At 62.8% G+C, this 16,916-nt stretch carries 16 protein-coding genes; 7 read left to right on the forward strand and 9 right to left on the reverse strand.

Going from position 1 to position 16,916, the window contains the following annotated elements; translation table 11 throughout:
* Window positions 1-5 precede the first annotated feature (5 nt).
* A complete protein-coding gene (locus JQ627_RS31080; RefSeq protein ID WP_212488170.1) occupies window positions 6-812 on the forward strand; it encodes an SDR family oxidoreductase in 807 nt (268 codons plus the stop codon).
* A 15-nt stretch (window positions 813-827) separates the two neighbouring features.
* Here the strand turns inward: JQ627_RS31080 and JQ627_RS31085 are convergent, their stop codons facing one another.
* From JQ627_RS31085 to JQ627_RS31100, 4 genes are read right to left on the reverse strand one after another with little or no spacing between them, the layout of a single operon-like run.
* Window positions 828-1,526, reverse strand: a complete 699-nt coding sequence (locus tag JQ627_RS31085; protein WP_212488171.1) for a substrate-binding domain-containing protein — start codon at window positions 1,524-1,526, stop codon at window positions 828-830.
* Window positions 1,523-3,655: a molybdopterin cofactor-binding domain-containing protein gene (locus JQ627_RS31090; protein ID WP_212488172.1), complete on the reverse strand. Its 2,133-nt coding sequence runs from the start codon at window positions 3,653-3,655 to the stop codon at window positions 1,523-1,525. The genes JQ627_RS31085 and JQ627_RS31090 overlap by 4 nt, the downstream gene beginning before the upstream one ends.
* Complete coding sequence (locus JQ627_RS31095) at window positions 3,652-4,122, reverse strand: (2Fe-2S)-binding protein (RefSeq protein ID WP_212488173.1); 471 nt, start codon at window positions 4,120-4,122, stop codon at window positions 3,652-3,654. Before JQ627_RS31095 ends, JQ627_RS31090 begins: the two co-directional genes overlap by 4 nt.
* A 15-nt stretch (window positions 4,123-4,137) precedes the next feature.
* The gene (locus tag JQ627_RS31100; protein ID WP_249143521.1) at window positions 4,138-5,106 is read right to left on the reverse strand and encodes a tripartite tricarboxylate transporter substrate binding protein; all 969 of its coding nucleotides are present in this window, start codon (window positions 5,104-5,106) and stop codon (window positions 4,138-4,140) included.
* Window positions 5,107-5,341: 235 nt separating this feature from the next.
* Here JQ627_RS31100 and JQ627_RS31105 point away from each other — a divergent pair, with 235 nt between their 5' ends.
* Both JQ627_RS31105 and JQ627_RS31110 read left to right on the forward strand, forming a co-directional pair.
* Complete coding sequence (locus JQ627_RS31105) at window positions 5,342-7,432, forward strand: molybdopterin-dependent oxidoreductase (protein ID WP_212488174.1); 2,091 nt, start codon at window positions 5,342-5,344, stop codon at window positions 7,430-7,432.
* 131 nt (window positions 7,433-7,563) lie between these two features.
* Window positions 7,564-8,346, forward strand: a complete 783-nt coding sequence (locus JQ627_RS31110; RefSeq protein ID WP_212488175.1) for an enoyl-CoA hydratase/isomerase family protein — start codon at window positions 7,564-7,566, stop codon at window positions 8,344-8,346.
* 479 nt (window positions 8,347-8,825) lie between these two features.
* Here JQ627_RS31110 and JQ627_RS31115 read toward each other — a convergent pair whose 3' ends face one another.
* From JQ627_RS31115 to JQ627_RS39230, 5 genes are all read right to left on the reverse strand, one after another.
* Complete coding sequence (locus JQ627_RS31115; RefSeq protein ID WP_212488176.1) at window positions 8,826-9,293, reverse strand: hypothetical protein; 468 nt, start codon at window positions 9,291-9,293, stop codon at window positions 8,826-8,828.
* A gap of 31 nt (window positions 9,294-9,324) precedes the next feature.
* Entirely contained in the window at window positions 9,325-9,867 is a 543-nt protein-coding gene (locus JQ627_RS39225; RefSeq protein WP_249143522.1) for a hypothetical protein, read from the reverse strand.
* Window positions 9,868-10,253: 386 nt separating this feature from the next.
* Complete coding sequence (locus JQ627_RS31125; RefSeq protein WP_212488177.1) at window positions 10,254-10,436, reverse strand: hypothetical protein; 183 nt, start codon at window positions 10,434-10,436, stop codon at window positions 10,254-10,256.
* A gap of 77 nt (window positions 10,437-10,513) precedes the next feature.
* Entirely contained in the window at window positions 10,514-10,816 is a 303-nt protein-coding gene (locus JQ627_RS31130) for a hypothetical protein (protein WP_212488178.1), read from the reverse strand.
* On the reverse strand, window positions 10,816-12,294 hold the full coding sequence (locus JQ627_RS39230) for an AAA family ATPase (protein WP_249143523.1): 1,479 nt from the start codon (window positions 12,292-12,294) through the stop codon (window positions 10,816-10,818). The genes JQ627_RS31130 and JQ627_RS39230 overlap by 1 nt, the downstream gene beginning before the upstream one ends.
* 50 nt (window positions 12,295-12,344) lie before the next feature.
* On the opposite strand from JQ627_RS39230, the gene JQ627_RS31140 reads away from it, so the two are divergent.
* The 4 genes from JQ627_RS31140 to JQ627_RS31155 all read left to right on the forward strand — a co-directional run bounded on the left by JQ627_RS31140 (window position 12,345) and on the right by JQ627_RS31155 (window position 16,657).
* Window positions 12,345-12,866, forward strand: a complete 522-nt coding sequence (locus JQ627_RS31140) for a hypothetical protein (RefSeq protein ID WP_212488179.1) — start codon at window positions 12,345-12,347, stop codon at window positions 12,864-12,866.
* A 212-nt stretch (window positions 12,867-13,078) separates the two neighbouring features.
* Window positions 13,079-15,460 carry a hypothetical protein gene (locus JQ627_RS31145; protein ID WP_212488180.1) on the forward strand — a complete coding sequence of 794 codons (2,382 nt, stop codon included), beginning with the start codon at window positions 13,079-13,081 and terminating at the stop codon, window positions 15,458-15,460.
* A 257-nt stretch (window positions 15,461-15,717) separates the two neighbouring features.
* Window positions 15,718-16,101 carry a hypothetical protein gene (locus JQ627_RS31150; RefSeq protein ID WP_212488181.1) on the forward strand — a complete coding sequence of 128 codons (384 nt, stop codon included), beginning with the start codon at window positions 15,718-15,720 and terminating at the stop codon, window positions 16,099-16,101.
* Window positions 16,102-16,315: 214 nt separating this feature from the next.
* On the forward strand, window positions 16,316-16,657 hold the full coding sequence (locus tag JQ627_RS31155) for a hypothetical protein (protein WP_212488182.1): 342 nt from the start codon (window positions 16,316-16,318) through the stop codon (window positions 16,655-16,657).
* The last annotated feature ends 259 nt before the right edge of the window (window positions 16,658-16,916 follow it).

Consider the following 16,916-nt stretch of genomic DNA (forward strand, 5'->3'; position numbering starts at 1 on the left):
TGCCCGTGACTGACTATCGCAAGCTCTTCGATCTCAGCGGCAAGACGGCCGTGGTGCTCGGCGCCGCATCGGGTATCGGCAAATCGTCGGCCGAGGCGCTGGCCGGGCTTGGCGCCCGTGTCGTCTGCGCCGATCGCGTGCTTGATGCAGCGGAAGCGACGGCAGCCGGCATTCGCGACAAGGGCGGCTGGGCGGAAGCAGCCAGCTGCGACGCCGCGAGCGCTGCGGACGTCAATGCGCTCGCCAGGATCGTCATGCAGAAGTTCTCGCGGCTCGACATCGCCGTGACGACGCCCGGGCTCAACATCCGCAAGCCCATCCTCGACTACACCGAGGAGGATCTCGACCGCGTCCTTAACCTCAACGTCAAGGGCACGGTCTGGTTCTTCCAGGCCTTCGGCCGCATCATGGTCAAGCAGAAGGGCGGCAGCATCATCGCTTGCTCCTCGGTGCGCGCGGTGACCATCGAGCCGGGCCTTGGCGTCTACGGCTCGACCAAGGCGGCCATCGGCCTCCTGGTGAAGGGCTTTGCTTCAGAGGTCGGCCACGCTGGCGTCCGCGTCAACGCGATCGCGCCGAGCATTGCGGAGACCGCGCTGACCGGCCCGTTCAAGCAGCGGCCCGACATCTACAATCTCTACGCCGGCCATACCGTGTTCAACCGCTGGAGCAGTGCCGACGAGGTCGCTACCGCCGTCGCCTATCTCGCTTCGGATGCCGCGAGCTATGTCAGCGGCAGCACGCTGTTCGTCGACGGCGGCTGGACCGCGGTCGATGGTCCGCCGACCGGTCTCACCCAGTTGCACAAATAGGGCGGCCGTCGGCACCTAGCCGGTAAAGCCCATGCTCCGGCGCAGCTCCTTCCGGTCTGCGCCGGTCAGCAGAGCGATCAGCGCGGCCGCTTCTGTCGGATGTGCGGCCCGCGCGGTCACGCCGGCCGTGTACATCGTCACGAGCTCGCAGCCCGGCGGCAGCGATCCTGACAGCGCGATGCCGTCGGTCGCGATGATCTCGGTCGCCTGCGTGCATCCGATCGGCCGTGCGGCGGTGGACGACGCCAGTTCCCGCATCGCGGTCGTTCCGTTCGGAAAGATCTTGAGACGCGATGCGACCTCATAGGCGATGCCAAGCTGATCCAGCACTCTTGCGACATGCTGTCCCGCGGTCGAGGCCTTGGTGTCCGGAACGTAGATGGCATCCGCGGATCGCAGCACCTCGCGGAGATCGGCCTCAGTCTTCACCGTGACTTTCGGATCGCGGTTACGGACCGCCAGAGCGGTCTCGACCCGGCCGATATCTGCGATCGAGGAGGGGACGACGAGCTTCTCCGCGGCGAGCTTCGCAAGGAGCGCCTGCGTCAGGATCACGAGATCCGCCGGCGTGCTGGCGCGCAGCTTGTCGGCCATGAAACCGACCGCGCCGAACTCGCCGTCGATGCCGAATCCGGTCCGCGTCTTGAAGGGCTCGCCGAGGCCGCGCACCAGGCCTTGCGCCGCACCGCCGCTCAAAATGGTCACTGTCGTCACGATGCAAGCTCCATGGCTGCGATGATCTTGTCGCGCGTGATCGGCAGGTTGCGCACGCGCACGCCGAGGCAATCGAACAGCGCGTTCCCGATTGCCGCCGTCACTGGGCCGTGCGCCGCTTCGCCGGCGCCGACCGGCTCGATCTCCGGCCGCTGGATCACTTCGACATCCACCGCCGGCACCTCGTTGAAAGTCAGGATCGGATAGTCCGTCCATGACGTTGAGGTGATGCGCGTCCGGTCGAAGCGGACGCGTTCCTTCAGCACCCAGCTCGTGGCCTGGATCGCACCGCCTTCGATCTGGTTGATGACGCCGTCCGGATTGATGGCCTCGCCGACGTCGACTGCAAGCGTCAACCGCCGGACGCGAATATCGTCGGTGCCTTCGATCTCGGCGATCGCGGCGCAATAGGCGCCCGTGTTCTTGTAGCGGGCGAAGCCGACGCCGTGGCCGGTGCCGGACTGTTTCTGAGGTTTCCACTGCGCGCGTCGTGCCGCGGCGCGGATGACGTCGCTGGCACGTTCATCGCGGAGATGTCGAAGGCGAAACGCGATCGGGTCCTCGCCGCGCAAGGCGGCGATCTCATCGAGCAAGGACTCGATCGCGAACACGTTGCCTTGCGCGCCCAGGGTCCGCAACGCCGACGTGCGCACCGGCATCGTCAGCAGCCGGTGGCTCGTGATGGTCCACGCCGGGAGATCATAGAGCGGAACGGAGTTGCGGTCGCCGCCGCCGCCATTGGCGGCCGGCGGATTCGTCGAGATCATGCGCGGGTAGGGGTTCGCGATCTCGCTCGCGGCAAGCAGCGCGGGTTGCGCTGCGCGACCTGGCCGCGCCGCATGCCCGTTGCTCCAGATCGCATGGCGCCAGCCGATGATCTCGTTGTCCGCATCGAGATCGGCCTCGATCTCGACGGCCATCGCCGCACCGAACGGCGCGTGAGACATCTCGTCATGCCGCGACCACTGCACCCGGACCGGAAGGCCGCCGGTTGCTTTCGCCAGCAGCGCTGCATCGAGTGCGACGTCGTCGGCCGCATTGTGCCCATAGCAGCCGGCCCCCTCCATATGCTCGACGACGATGTTTTCGGCCGGCAGCTCGAGCACGATCGCAAGATCGGCGCGCAGCAGATAGACGCCCTGGCTGTGTGTCCAGACACGGATACGATCGCCGTCCCATCGCGCCATGGCGCAAGATGGCGCGATCGAGGCGTGTGCGATGTAGGGACGGGTGTACTGCTGGCGAAGGGTGCGCGCAGCTCTCTTCGTCGTTGCCGCTGCTCTGGTGTCGATGACGGTGGTTTCGACCGGCTGTCTCTTCAGAAAGCCTGCGAGATCGTCTTCGTCGGGCAACAGCTCGCCGGCCGACCATGTTGCGCCCTTGCGCAAGGCTTTCAGTGCGGCTTCCGCCGCAGCCTCGCTATCGGCAACCACGCCGGCAAAGCCGCCGTCGCGGACGATCGCGACGAGGCCGGGAACGGCGCGCGCAGCCCTCTCGTCGAGCGCGATCAGTCTGGCGCCCGAGATGTCCGGCCGCAGCATGCGACCGTGCGCCAGGCCCGGCAGTGCACAATCGTGAATGAAGCGCGATCGCGCAAACACCTTGTCGGGAATGTCGACCCGTTGGACCGAATGTCCGGCGACACCGCGTGTGGCGGCGGGCTTCGCCACCGCGCCCGCGGTGGCGTCTTGGTCGAGCGAGACGTCACCAGCCAGCTCCCAATAGCTGGTCCTGACATTGCCGGGCCCCGAGATCGTGCCGTCATCGACACCGAGCAGCGACGCATCGACGCCGAGACGCTCTGATGCGGCTGCGAGGAAGCGCTGGCGCACCTCGGCGCAGACGTGTCGCAGCGCGCGGCCGGATTGCTGGACCGAGAGGCTGCCCGAGGTGACACCCTCGTTCGGGCTGGCCGCCGTCGAGGCGCGGATCAGCTCGATCCTGCCGATATCGACGTCGAGCTCGTCCGCGGCGATCTGCGCCAGCGCCGTGACGATGCCCTGGCCGATCTCGACCTTTCCGGGCGAAATTGCGACACCGCCTTCGCCGCTGAACCGCACCCAGGACGACAGCTTTGGATTGGCCGCCAGGCTAACCGGCAGTTTCGGGACAGGGGACGGCGCACTCATGACGTCGCCGTCTCCGCTGCCGCGCGCAGGACCGCGCGCACCATGCGGTTATGCGATCCGCAGCGGCACAGATTGCGATCGAGCGCAGCTCTGACCTCGGCCTCAGTCGGCGACGGATTGCGCTTCAGCAGTGCCGCCGCGCTGATCAGGATCCCCGAGACGCAGTAGCCGCATTGCATCGCCTGCTCGGAGATGAAGGCGCGTTGCAGCGGATGCGGTTGCTCCGCCGTACCGAGGCCTTCCACCGTGATGACGTCCTTGTCGGCAACCGACCACATCGGCATGTCGCAGGAGGCCATCGCGCGGTCGCCGACCATGACGTAACAGGCGCCGCATTCACCGGCCCCGCAGCCGAAATGCGGACCGGTGACGCCGAGCCGGCCGCGCAGCACGTCGAGCAGCGTCTGATCCGGGTCGGCATCCACGGCCGCCGCCGCGCCGTTGAGCTGGAATTGAATGGTGGGCATTACTGCTCTGCGACCTCAGGACTTGTCGAACTTCTTGACGACGTCGGCCCATTTCTCGATGTCGCCGCGCAGGAACTTGTCGAACTCCTGCGGTGTCATTGACATGGGTACGGCGCCCTGCTCGGACCAGAGTTTGACGATATCAGGCCGCTTCACCATTGCGTTCACGGCGGCATTGAGCTTGTCGATAACAGGCTTCGGCGTACCGGCCGGTGCCATCAGGCCGAGCCAGATCGTTGCCTCATAGCCTGCTACGCCGGCCTCGATCGCGGTCGGCACGTTCGGCAGCACCGCAGAGCGTTGCTTGCCGGTGGTCGCGAGCGCGCGGACCTGGTTCTCGCCGATATTCGGCGCCATCGCCGGCACGGCGTCGATCATCATCTGCACCTGTCCGCCGATCACGCCGCTGCGCGCCTCGCCGCTGTTGCGGTAGGGGACGTGGACGACGTCGATGCCGGCCATGGCTTTGAACAGCTCGCCCGCCATGTGATAGGGCGTGCCCTGGCCGGAGGAGGCGTAGTTCAGCTTGCCTGGCTGCGACTTGGCGAGCGCGATGAATTCTTGCAGCGTCTTCGCCGGAACTTGCGGGTTCACCACGATGACGAGATCGGAATAGTTCACCGGCGCGATCGGCGCGAGGTCGCGCATCAGCTCGTATTTGCGCTTGTCCGGTGTCAGTAGCGATTCGTTCGCGGTCTGGGTGTTGGACATCATCAGCAGCGTGTAGCCGTCAGCCGGCGACTTCGCCGCTTCGACCGTGCCGATGACGCCGCCCGCGCCGGTGCGGTTCTCGACCACGAAAGGCTGGCCAAAGCTCTCCTGGAACACGTTGCCGATCAGCCGGGCCGCGACGTCCGCTGGCCCGCCGGCGCCGAAGGGCACCACGATCCGGACCGCATGGTTGGGATAATCTTGTGCGAGGGAGGGGGCTGCGGAGAAGGCGGCCAGCAGGCCGGCGAGTGGCAGCATCAATCTTCGGGCCATCACGCCCACCTCCCTGATGTCGTTTTTGTTGGCCGGCACTCTAGCGGCAGGAGATGCGGACTGTCGACGCCTCACAAAGCCGATTGGGCGCGGAATATCTGGCCGTTTTCGGTGTGGCCGCACCTCATTTCGCAGGCGCGGCAGGAACCGCGGGCGCGCGATTTGAGCAAATCGCATGGGCATTGCCGGATAAATGCCCTCGGCTGCCCGGTATTTTGGTGTTACGAATTTCGACATGAACCAGCACGCCAAGATCGAAATCCGCCACTCGACCTGCCCGCATGACTGCCCGTCGGCCTGCGCGCTCGATATCGAGGTGGTCGAGGGCCGCAGCATCGGCCGCGTCCGCGGTTCGAAAAAGCAGACTTATACGGCTGGCGTCGTCTGCGCCAAGGTCGCCCGTTATGCCGAGCGCATCCATCACCCCGAGCGGCTGATGTATCCGATGCGCCGCATTGGGCCGAAGGGCTCCGGGCAGTTCGCGCGGATCTCCTGGGACGAGGCGCTGGACGAGATCGCGGATCGCTTCAATCAGGCTGAGCGCGAGTACGGCGCGGAATCGATCTGGCCCTATTACTACGCCGGCACGATGGGGCTGGTGATGCGCGACGGCCTCAATCGCCTCACGCATGTGAAGAAATATTCGCGCTTCTATCAGACCATCTGCGCTAATGTCGGGCGCATCGGGTTCGCGATCGGCACCGGCAGGATTGCCGGCGTCGATCCGCGCGAGATGGCGCTCTCCGACCTCGTGGTGATCTGGGGCACCAACCCGGTCAACACGCAGGTCAACGTGATGACGCATGCTGCCCGTGCGCGCAAGGAGCGCGGCGCCAAGATTGCCGCCGTCGACATCTACGACAACGAGACCATGAAGCAGGCTGACATCAAGATCATCCTGCGGCCCGGCACCGATGGCGCCTTTGCCTGCGGCGTGATGCATGTCCTGTTCCGCGATGGCTACGCCGACCGCGCCTATATGGACAAGTACACGGACTGCCCCGATGAGCTCGAGGCGCATCTGAAGACGCGCACGCCGGAGTGGGCGTCCGCGATCTGCGGCGTGCCGGTGTCGGAGATCGAGGCCTTTGCGAAACTGGTGGGCGAGACCAAGCGGACCTTCTTCCGGCTCGGCTACGGCTTCACCCGCTCGCGCAACGGCGCCACGCAAATGCACGCGGCGCTCTGCGTTCCCGCGGTGACCGGCGCCTGGCAGTATGAAGGCGGTGGCGCCTTCTTCAACAATTACGCGCTGTGGCACTTCAATGAATCCCTCATCGAGGGCCACGACGCGATCGATAAGACCACACGGGCGCTCGACCAGTCGCAGGTCGGCCGCATCCTCACCGGCGATGCCGAGGCCCTGCTCGGCAAGGGACCGGTCAAGGCGATGCTGATCCAGAACACCAACCCGATGACGGTGGCGCCGGAGCAGGCGCTGGTGCGTCAGGGGTTTGCGCGCGAGGATCTGTTCGTGGCGGTGCACGAGCAGTTCATGACCGAGACGGCCGAGATGGCCGACATCGTCCTGCCGGCGACCATGTTCATGGAGCATGACGATCTCTATTACGGCGGCGGCCACCAACACATTTCGGTCGGGCCGAAGCTGATCGACCCGCCCGGCGAATGCCGTTCCAACCACCAGGTGTTGCAGGCGCTGGCGCCGCGGCTTGGCGCGAAGCATCCGGGCTTCGAGATGACGCCGCGCGAATTGATCGACGCGACGCTGAAGCTCAGCAACCACGGCGACATCGGCGGCCTCGAAGCCGATATCTGGCGCGACCTGCAGCCGGACTTCCGCACCTCGCATTATCTCGACGGCTTTGCCCATGCGGACAGGAAATTCCACTTCAAAGCCGATTGGGCGCATCCGCCGTTCGGCCAGACGATGGGCGATTTCGACAAGATGCCGTCGTTGCCGGACCATTGGGCGGTGATCGAGCATACCGATCAAGCCCATCCATTTCGGCTCGCGACCAGTCCCTCGCGCAGCTTCCTCAACACCACCTTCAACGAGACGCCGTCCTCGCAGGCGCGCGAAGGCAGGGCGAGCGTAATGATCCATCCGCTGGATGCGGCCGCGCTCGACATCGCCGACGGCAATGCCGTGACGCTCGGCAACAGCCGCGGCGAGACCACGCTGACTGCCATGCTGTTCGAGGGCGTACGGCGCGGCGTGCTGATTGCGGAGTCCGTTCATCCCAACAAGAATCATATCGGCGGCCGCGGCATCAACATGTTGACGGGTGCGGATACGATCGCGCCGATCGGCGGCGCTGCATTCCACGACAACAAGGTCTGGATCAGGAAAGCGGTCGCTGTCTGAGGCGCGCTCGCGCTTTGATTGCCTGCCAATTTGTGTCGAGACGCTAAAGCGAGGCCTCGCCGCAAATTGCCCTTGCACCTGCCGCCCGGGCTGCCGCAAATGGCAGCAAACGGGAGCAAGGAAGCGACGTCATGACCGACACCACAAGCGTCATCACCGAAAAGCGTGGGCAGGCGTTCTGGATCACCATCAACCGGCCGGAGAAGCGCAATGCGCTCAATGGCGAGGTCATTGCCGGCATCACCAAAGGCTATCGCGATGCGCATGACGACAAGGACGTCCGCGTCATCGTGCTGACGGGCGCAGGCGATAAGGCGTTCTGCGCCGGCGCCGACTTGCAGAATTCCGGCGCCGCGTTTGCGATGGATCATTCCAAGCCGAATGTCGACTATGCGGATCTGCTGCGGTTGTCGCAGAACGCGACGAAGCCGGCGATTGCGCGGGTCGGTGGCGTCTGCCTGGCCGGCGGCATGGGCCTGTTGTGCATGACCGACATGGCGATCGCGGCCGATCACGTCATCTTCGGCCTGCCGGAGGTCAAGGTCGGCGTGTTCCCGATGCAGGTGCTGAGCCTTTTGGGGGGCATCGCGCCGCCGCGCCTCGTCAACGAATGGGCGCTCACCGGCGAGCCGTTCGACGCGAAAGCGGCGCAGGCTGCGGGCCTGCTCAACTATGTGGTGCCCACCGCCGAGCTCGATGCCAAGGTCGACTGGCTGATCGGCCGCATCGTCGACAAGTCCCCGACCGCAATTCGTCGCGGCAAATATGCCATGCGCGCCATCGCCTCGATGTCGTTCGACGAGAGCATCGCCTACACCGAAAGCCAGATCGCGCTGCTCGCGATGACCGAGGATGCCAAGGAAGGGCTGAAGGCGTTCGGCGAGAAGCGCAAGCCAGCGTGGACGGGGAAGTAGCTTTTCCACTCCGCATGGTCCTAGGTGGACGCAATTGCGGTGCGTCTGCTCGGTCCTGTCTTTTGCCCATGGGCCTGGTTTGGACTTCCGAGAGAACTCGCACCGGCCCTGGCCGCTTAAGCGGATTGAGCGACGCTTATCAATGTCTGGCATGCTCGATGAAGTTGTCCAAATATTATCGGAAAGGGTGCAATTGCGACGGTGCAGGTCGCAACCATGGCCGTATGGTACGAGAAAGACGCCTCGCGTCTGGTCTCCCCTTGACACCGAAAACGGACTGAGAAGCTTGATCCGGCGCCGAGACTGTAGCAGCTGCCGGAAGCGGTCTTCCGGCAACAGCTTGAGCACCTGTTGGTGTTGAGATAGAGCAACCAAGATCCGTCGAAGCCGGTCGAGCGGTAGTCGCGAGCGTCGCTCGACCATCCCGCGTACGCGCGTCTTTCGCAGCCGCACGCTGTGGCTGTTCCGTTGATTGAAGCTCAGACATCATTCTTGAGGGTGCGCTGCTTGGCGGCCTCCGCCAGGGTGGCAGGCGACAAAGTATAAGTGCCGAATGCGACCAGTATACGCCTGATGGCGTTATACAAGGCCCTATCGGTGATCGAAATCCGGAAGCGCTCGCCGGCTCGCGGATATACTGGAGCGCGCCTGGCACCAGTCAAGTACCAGCCTGAGCCACCACGAGTGAGCTCGATCTCAGTCGAAATCGCTTTGAAGCGATAGGCGTTCACCGCCGGGCCTGCCGGCCGGAAGATCAGCTTCGCACCCGGGCGATCACGGCTGGGAATTTCGTGTTTATCCGGGTACTTCTCGGCCCGAAGAACCAGCTCCGCAATGACCATCTCGCTGGTGACGGTAAAGCTGACTGCTTTTCCGTTCACCGCTTCCAGCGCGCGAGTGAGCTCCGCTTTCGTCTCATCATTTCCGACTCTGATCTTCATCTTCATTTCACCATGCTGGGGCTACCTACGCCACGTGTTAACAAACACTCGGCCTTTCGATGACTTCTGGCGGTTGCGCCAGTAAGCTCTGCTTGGTGCGCCAACATTGAATGCTGCCTTGGATAACGGCAACTGCGGACCATCTGGCTCGTCCGAAGACTTCCGGTGCCCGACTGTTGAAAACGGGGATGGCGGCCGGGAACCCTGTTAGGCATCTGTACCTCCCGGATTGTCGCCAGCGTTCTTGGCTCGCCGAGATCTGCATGCTTTGGTCACGATGCCGAATGAACTGTAAGTTCGCGCGTGGGCTGCAGTTGCGCATCTGCGCCACGGTCGCCTCCTCGTGCGGGCCGAAAAACTTCATCGGCGCATTTCGAAAGAAGGCGTCCTGCGGACGCAGGCTTGCGATTTCGCTTGCGGCGGAATTGGCCACGCGGGCGAGATGCTTCTTGCGCGCGGCGTCCCTGTACAAGCACCAAGCGGGTTTGCCGCGTCCCTCGCCGACGCGCGAGTCTGGATCAATGCGGGCAGCGAGGCAGAGCTCGCGGGCGCGTTCGATGTAGAAATCCGATCGTCGCATGAACTTGCGTCATCCAAAAATACCAGGGACCAGTAACCCACAGAGCGAAAGGCGCGAACCCTGGCCGATCGCTATCCCTGTTCGCCTCGGCACTGGCAGTCGCAAGGATGCGCACCTCGACCTGCAAGGCGAATGGTCGACCTCGATAAAAAAGTTTGGAGCTCGACTTTCGACGACTGAAGCAGCGTCTACTGCTCAGCCCGTGAGCAGTAGTGCGAGTAATAGACGTCCGTTTTCGAGCGATGAACATCCTGTCGCGAGCTGCCAACATTCGAAGCCTATGTAGTTGATGTGACTCATGTTTTAGGACTGCTGACCGAACAGATGTTGGCAGATTGCGACAAGCGGCTGCCGGCAAGCCCTGTTTCTTGAGCAGCAAAGCGGGCTCACAGCCAATAAAACGCATCGGAACAGAGCGCCCAACGCAGATCCGGATCGATCCATCGCACCTGCAGTGTCGTCCAAACTTCGAGGTCGGATCCCACCAAGCGGCCGGACAGTCGCATGGTTCGGCCGGTTGGGTTCGGCAGGAAGGTCCAGTGGGCGAACTCGAACTGCGGCAGGCGCATATCGATCTCGTTTCGCGAGGTTGCGCGCCAGACTGAAGCCCCCGAGCAATCGCTCCAGGACTTCGGGTGGAACAGGATTAGAGATCATCCAAAAGGTCTCGCGTATCCTCGGGAAACTTGTTTGTTGGCGTGGCAAGGCAGTAGAGTGCGTCTTCGGTGCGGGCCCATTTGTAGTTGCGATCCAACCAGATTAGCCTGGTGGTCCGATGCCGTTTTTCCTCAACGAGACCAACGATCCCGGCCGATCGGTCGTCGATGTGAACAAGCCACTCGTCGATCAAGGGGGCTTGTTTCAGGTCAGTCGCTTCCGGCATCCTACCGCGCAGATAAAGTTCGACGTCGTGCTTTAGCTTCAGCGCTCTCGCTTCGTCGCTCCACATCAATGCCTCACTGCCATTTGATTGCGGGTCTCAAGCGTTGCGGACACGATGGCCTGCAGCTTCCGTATGCTGAACCCCACCTTGGTCCACGCGCGCGCGATGACGTCGAGCTCATCGGCAGCCAGTGCCTGAGCGAAGGCTTCCTCCCCGGACTCGGAAGCCATCTCGCGCATCACGTTGCCGGCCAACACCGGCAGGTCGACCAGGCGAGGAGAGGGAACCTTGACGATGCGGTACCGGTCCCTGAGCGGTGCTGGCAGATCCTCGACCGCATTCGCCGTTGCGATGTGGTTGACCCACGACAAGTCGAGTTCCGAATCCAGTGAGGCGTCGCGGTAGCGACAGGCGGTCTCCCTCTCGAGGAACGGCAAGATCGCATGCACCAGCCGGCCGTTGTGTTGGGAGGTGTTGCATTTGTCGATCTCGTCCACCATCGCGATCGGATTGGCGATACGCGCTTGCGAGATCGCGCGGAATGGCGCGGACGGCAGAGTGTTCGACCAGCCCTTCGGCGTGCCCCCGAAACCGATTGAATCGGCCGAGCTCGACCCATCGATCCGATACACCGACAGGCACAAGAGCTCGCCAAGTCGACGAACGAGACGTGATTTGCCTGTGCCTGCTGGACCGGTGAGCAGAATTGGTTTCCAGCGCACTGGTTGGGCCTCGCGGAGGTCGCGCAGCACTAAGTCGATCGCAGACGCGGCGTGCGGATATTCGTTCAATAGCGCCTTCCGCACATTCTGGAGGTTGCGCGCAACGGTCAGAGGGAGGTGCGCATCGACAAGTTCCTCATACTCCCGATGTGTGTCGCGGAGCTTAGTGCTTTTTGCCCTTGGCATGACAACCAAGCTGAGCCCTGCCGCCGCACGCGCCTCGGCAGCAAGGTGTCGTTCCTGCGGCTCGACTTCGGCGAGGCGAGCGCGTTTAAGCTCCACCTCTTCCTCGCCCCAACTGTGATATGCGATCAGAAAGATGCTTCGGTCGTCGCCCTCGTAGCTGCCATCCGCTGCGGACCACCAAGTCGACAGCCTCTGCTTGATTGCTGCGTTCTCTACCTCTGAGTGCCAGATATCCCAGAGGTGCTCGGAGCCGTAGGCCAACTGCGGCAGCACAGAATCGAAGGTAAGTGGAACAGAGGTGTCGACGGCAAGCATTTGAGCGCACAGCGCGGCCTCACCTTCTCTAAGCTTGAACAGCCGATCGGCGAGGGTCTTGCAGGCGGCCTCGCAACGCTTCTTTTCACCGCTCCAATAGTCGGCTGCCAGGTCATCACGCTGTAGGCCGTCGATCGCTTGCAGGCGGCTCCAGACGAATGCCGCAGCCTGAGGCCATCCCTTCTGCACCAGAACCTCGGTCGGGAGCAGCGCCGGCGGCGTTGACTCCTTAACCGAATCCTTGCCATTTGGCGGTGTACATTCGGTTCGGTCTTCCTCAATGAGGCGCAGCCAATCCTTCAGTTTGGGATCATTAGACATGTTATTAACGTACACCATTAATATGGCTAAAGAAACGAGAAGGTGCAGCCGTGGTTAAGAAGAAGCAAAAGGGTGCGCTCCACGACCTTCGCAGGGCAGCCGTGGCCGCTACGGAAGCGGAAATCCGAAAGAAGTTGGGCAGGCCGTTCGCGGACCCCGCCGATGTCCGAACCTTGCGCCTTGCGCAGCGGGTGCACCCACATTTGATGAGTGTTCTCGATCAAAGATCGCGCGAGTACGGGCTAACGAAAAGCCAGTTCATTGAGCGCATTCTGATTGACTACGTGAACTCACACGAGCAAGCACAGCTGGACGCAATTGGCCGCTGGGTACCAAGCGCCAAGTGGACGCGAAGCATGGCGAGGCGCCTCGATCAGCTTCCGCATCCGTCGTCTCCGTTAGAGATTGGCCAGAAAGTCGAGAGGGAGTGGCGTGAACGGGGGCAACACGAGGAGTTCAATGAGGATTTGGACTGGCAAGCGCTCGGAATTTACAGCCAAGAGGACCTCGATGCCGCCAAACGTCGGTACGCGCCGACGAGATCCCGAAAGAGGGCGAAGCCGAAGGATTGATATCGGCGTTGTCCACAGCTTCGTTGCACCGGAGCCGTGGCACCGGAGAGTCCGCTAAAACAAGGCCTCCGTCCGGAGACGAGCCTCCGGAGAAAATCCGTACCAGGCCGCCAATATTGGGCGGCTAACGGAATTTCCGCTTCCGGCTTGCCGACGTAGGCCTGCGTAATTCGAGTCCGCGCGAAAAACCCCGCGCGCCGACAAGGACTCGAATGGCGTCGCCGGCAAACACTTCTGGAAATGCGCGATCCAAGCGCGCTCGAAGCGAGGACTCCCTCGAGGAGTACAATCGGTTCGCGGAGCTGCGCGCCAAAAATCGCCAGCGCAGCCGGCGAGCGCGGAAGAAGCACACCTATGGCTGTGACGCGGAAGAATGGGCGTCCGCGGTCGCGGAGTGCTCACCGGGGGAGGTGCGTGCATTACACGACTTCGCGCTCGCCGCCGAGCTCGAGGAAGCTTTCGAGGTCGTCTCCAGGGATGGTTCCGCTGCGGCGACCCCGCGCCAGCGAAAGCTGATCAACGACTACGAGTTCCACGCGCGCCAGGAGAACCTGTACCCGGTACGATTGTCCCCCCAAGAACAGAAGAAGCGAGGCAAAAAGCAGACTTGGTACGATCCCTGGTCGCCGCTGGACCCCAATTTCACGCAAGACAGCAACAGCCGGACTAGAATGCGTGGGTACGTTTGGAGGGGGTCTGACGTTATCAATGCCGAGCTCAACAGCGATACGGCAGGCCTGATCAATAACAAGCGATTCCAAAAGGCGCGTACCGAACTCGGCTTTCGTTCCGATGGCGACGACATGCTCTGGCGGATCATCACAGCCGTGCCGAGGCGCGCCAATGGCGGCAAGCGTAAGACGGACGAGCGCGGCCGTCTGGTCAAGAAGAAGCAGCTGCTCGCAGGCCCGCACAAGGATTGCCGTCGCCGCTACTCATCCAAGATGGCGGCTCTCGACGGCACCTACCTGTCGACGACCGATCTGCTCACCCTGATGCGGATCGAGCTGGACAAGGAGTTCGACAGCTACGAGGATCTGCTGCAGGAACTGCTGGACATGGTCGCGTTTGGCGACCTGCCTCTCCTGCCGCACTTTATTGTTTGGACGCCGGACGATCGCTTCCCGGGACGACTGCTCGGAGCGCATCTGATCTTCTTGTTGCCCGCCAACCGTGGCGTATGGGGCAAGGGCGTGCACCGCGTAGTCTACGACACCGCGGTAGCCGGCCTTACATATGCGCTCAAGCGGCTCGGGGCGGATCCGGGCGGCATCGCCAATCCAGCCGATTTCCGGAACCCGATCGGTCCGCACAACGACTACCGCACCCCGAACCGTGACGTTTTCATGAGCTGTGGAGAGATCAACTCGAGGCTCAAGGTTAAGGCCAGTCGGGCCAGCATGATGCGCCAGATGTCGATTGAGGCGATGGAGGCGGCCGGCCAGAAACACGAGAATAGCCAGCGCTTCTGGTGCTGGGCGTTCGAAGTCGTGTTCAAGCTGGCAATTCAGGCGTTCCATGCGAAGGAATTCGACCCGCGCCGATCGGACTACGACTGGGAAGCATTCCGCGACTACCTGGTCAAGGCGACGCTCGAGATCCTGCCCAGCGAGCTCGGACCGCGCAATGAGCGGGAGCGTGCCAGCCGCGAGAAGGCGGTCCGGACTCGCGCCACCACGGTTGTCATCGAATTCGATCCGAACAATTTGAGCCGCGGCGTCGACCGGGGCGCCTGCGCGGAAATCATCCCACGCTACGCAAGCCGCCAGCAGAAGCACAAGATAGGCGGCGAGTATGGACGCACCAAGCGCGTGCAGAACACCAGAGAAGCGATCCTGGAAGCGTACAAGCATGCATTGACCCATGGTCTCGATGTCACCGACGTCTCCATCGCCGAGCTGGCCGGACGGAACCGCAGGACGGTCGCGAACTATCGCCACCTGCTCAGCGTCGCCCAAGCCGAGTTGGGCGAAGTGCACCCCATCCACGAGAACCTCGTCCAGAACCTCGAGGATGGCGGCGAGGTGATGACCGCACCAAAGGTCGAGCGTGACCTGAGGCTTTCGGACTACGTCGTGCGGCTGCCCATCTCCCAGGAGGAGATCAAGGGCAAAGCTCCCATCACGTTGTCGTCCGTCGGGTGGCAGTTTAGCTATAGGGAAGGGGGTAATCTCGTAGTCGGCCCTTATTCGAACAAACCTTCCCAACCACCCACACGGGGATCGTATCCGGATCAGATCAGCTACGTCGAAGCAGTACACAGCTGGACGGCTCGCCAGGCGAAGCTCCGTGGCCACCGTCCAGACCCGGTGTGCGGCTACAAGCCCGGTGGACAGCTCAGCTGGGACCAAACCACCAGCATCCCGCTCGTAAGCCTATACGCCGATTGTCCGGCGGATGATTCGGTTGACCATTGTGGGGCAGGGACGGGCAACCAGGAGGAGCCGGTCGCAACGATGCTACAGTTCTCTGGTTGCTCCAGTGAGGTTGTGGCCGGTGACGAATATCAGATGCAGCGTCGCGGAGGTTGGGATAGCCCAGGCGACGGTCACGGCTATGCGGAAGCGCTCGACCATGATTGTCCAACTCTTTGACAATCCGGTAGCTCCGACAGCGTGGTCTCTTCAAGAGCTGCCCTATTTCGCGCGCCCCGTTAATAGTCCAAGTCTTTGACAATTTTCCAGACGTGCCTGTGGTTGCCAATTGTCCAAATGTTTGATTATCGGTGCCGGAGACGTTTGTTCAAAATGTTGGACTATTTCTGATCGTCGAAGCTCGATGACTCCGCAATGGATCGACCACAAACATCGTCGGCTTCTGTCTTGCTGCCCGTCATGATAGCGGACCGCCTATGAAGAAGATCATCGAAGAGAGCGTCCAGTCGATCGACCAGGAAACCGGCGAGGTCTGGTTCAGGTCCGGTGTGCTGGGTCGCGGGAGAGGCATCAGACAGCCGGAGGCTATGGTCCGAGCAAAGAGCCGTCGCCGGACGGCTAGGTGGCGTGCGACGAATGACCGGGCGCGCCGGCCGGAAGCGGCCACCATAGCCATATCGCTGTTGCGCGCGGTCGTCTCGGCCCGGCTGTCGGAACTTTCCGCGGAAGAGCGCGGCATTATCGGCGCTGCGCTCGTCGACCTGCACCGCCAGGGATACGCCGTCAGCGAGGTGCTGACCGTTTGCCGGCGCCTGAGGCGCCGAGTGCTCGCCGATGCCGACGGGGCGGCCGGTCCGTAGCGGTTACGCTATATCGTAAACTGGTCGTCCGGTTACGTTTTAACGTAATCGTCCCGGTAGGCCCGCGTGACATGCCACGAACCGGCCCAGTCTCATCGTTATCGCGTCCGATAAGCCGGTGGAATGGACGCATCAGCCAAACGTCAGCCTCTCACGACATGGTCACGGAGAATCGGGGCGTGATCTCTGCGTCGTTACGTGCGGTATTTGGTCCTTGTTGTATCTCGCGCACCCCAATCGGGTGGCCTACCAGTTCGTCGTCGATCAGAAGAAGGCGGCTTTGGCGGAAGCTGAACAGGGCGTCAAGCAACTCAAGGCGTCGCTCGACCAGGCTTCGGCTGGCCTCGAAAAGGCAAACGCCCAGCTCGCGCTGGCCCAGGCGAACTACGACCGGCAGAATCAACTGTTCCAGGCCAAGGATATCGCGCAGGCCGTGCTCGATACCGCGCAACGCAATCTCGACGCCGCCAACAGACCGTCGCCGAGGCTCAGGCCGTCGTGCAACGTGCAAGTCTGGCCTACACCTCCGAAATTGGCGAGACCAACACGACGGTAGCCTTCGGCGCTCCTGGTCGGCAACCATCTTCGCGCAACACGCTATGTCGATCGAGAACCCCGCCGACTTTGCTTGGGGGCCGTGGGGAGGGGGCACAACACGGTGAACCAGGCCGACGACTTACAACGCGATGGCACTCTGGCAACGCGGGCAGGGACGAACTAGAGGCCTTGAACAATGAAATGATGTCGGGGCAGTCGAGCGTCGCCAAGTACATGGTCAAACGGCGGGTACCACCCAGTCAGGGGTGGCGGAGGGC

It is taken from the genome of Bradyrhizobium liaoningense (genome assembly GCF_018130785.1).
Classification (GTDB): domain Bacteria; phylum Pseudomonadota; class Alphaproteobacteria; order Rhizobiales; family Xanthobacteraceae; genus Bradyrhizobium; species Bradyrhizobium liaoningense_A.

Coding starts and splice junctions, on each gene's coding strand:
- JQ627_RS31095 (WP_212488173.1), bottom strand. CDS start 4,122: ATGCCCACCATTCAATTCCAGCTCAACGGCGCGGCGGCGGCCGTGGAT.
- JQ627_RS31090 (WP_212488172.1), bottom strand. CDS start 3,655: ATGAGTGCGCCGTCCCCTGTCCCGAAACTGCCGGTTAGCCTGGCGGCC.
- JQ627_RS31125 (WP_212488177.1), bottom strand. CDS start 10,436: ATGCGCCTGCCGCAGTTCGAGTTCGCCCACTGGACCTTCCTGCCGAAC.
- JQ627_RS31105 (WP_212488174.1), top strand. CDS start 5,342: ATGAACCAGCACGCCAAGATCGAAATCCGCCACTCGACCTGCCCGCAT.
- JQ627_RS31115 (WP_212488176.1), bottom strand. CDS start 9,293: ATGAAGATGAAGATCAGAGTCGGAAATGATGAGACGAAAGCGGAGCTC.
- JQ627_RS39230 (WP_249143523.1), bottom strand. CDS start 12,294: ATGTCTAATGATCCCAAACTGAAGGATTGGCTGCGCCTCATTGAGGAA.
- JQ627_RS31145 (WP_212488180.1), top strand. CDS start 13,079: ATGGCGTCGCCGGCAAACACTTCTGGAAATGCGCGATCCAAGCGCGCT.
- JQ627_RS31150 (WP_212488181.1), top strand. CDS start 15,718: ATGAAGAAGATCATCGAAGAGAGCGTCCAGTCGATCGACCAGGAAACC.
- JQ627_RS39225 (WP_249143522.1), bottom strand. CDS start 9,867: ATGCGACGATCGGATTTCTACATCGAACGCGCCCGCGAGCTCTGCCTC.
- JQ627_RS31100 (WP_249143521.1), bottom strand. CDS start 5,106: ATGGCCCGAAGATTGATGCTGCCACTCGCCGGCCTGCTGGCCGCCTTC.
- JQ627_RS31130 (WP_212488178.1), bottom strand. CDS start 10,816: ATGTGGAGCGACGAAGCGAGAGCGCTGAAGCTAAAGCACGACGTCGAA.
- JQ627_RS31110 (WP_212488175.1), top strand. CDS start 7,564: ATGACCGACACCACAAGCGTCATCACCGAAAAGCGTGGGCAGGCGTTC.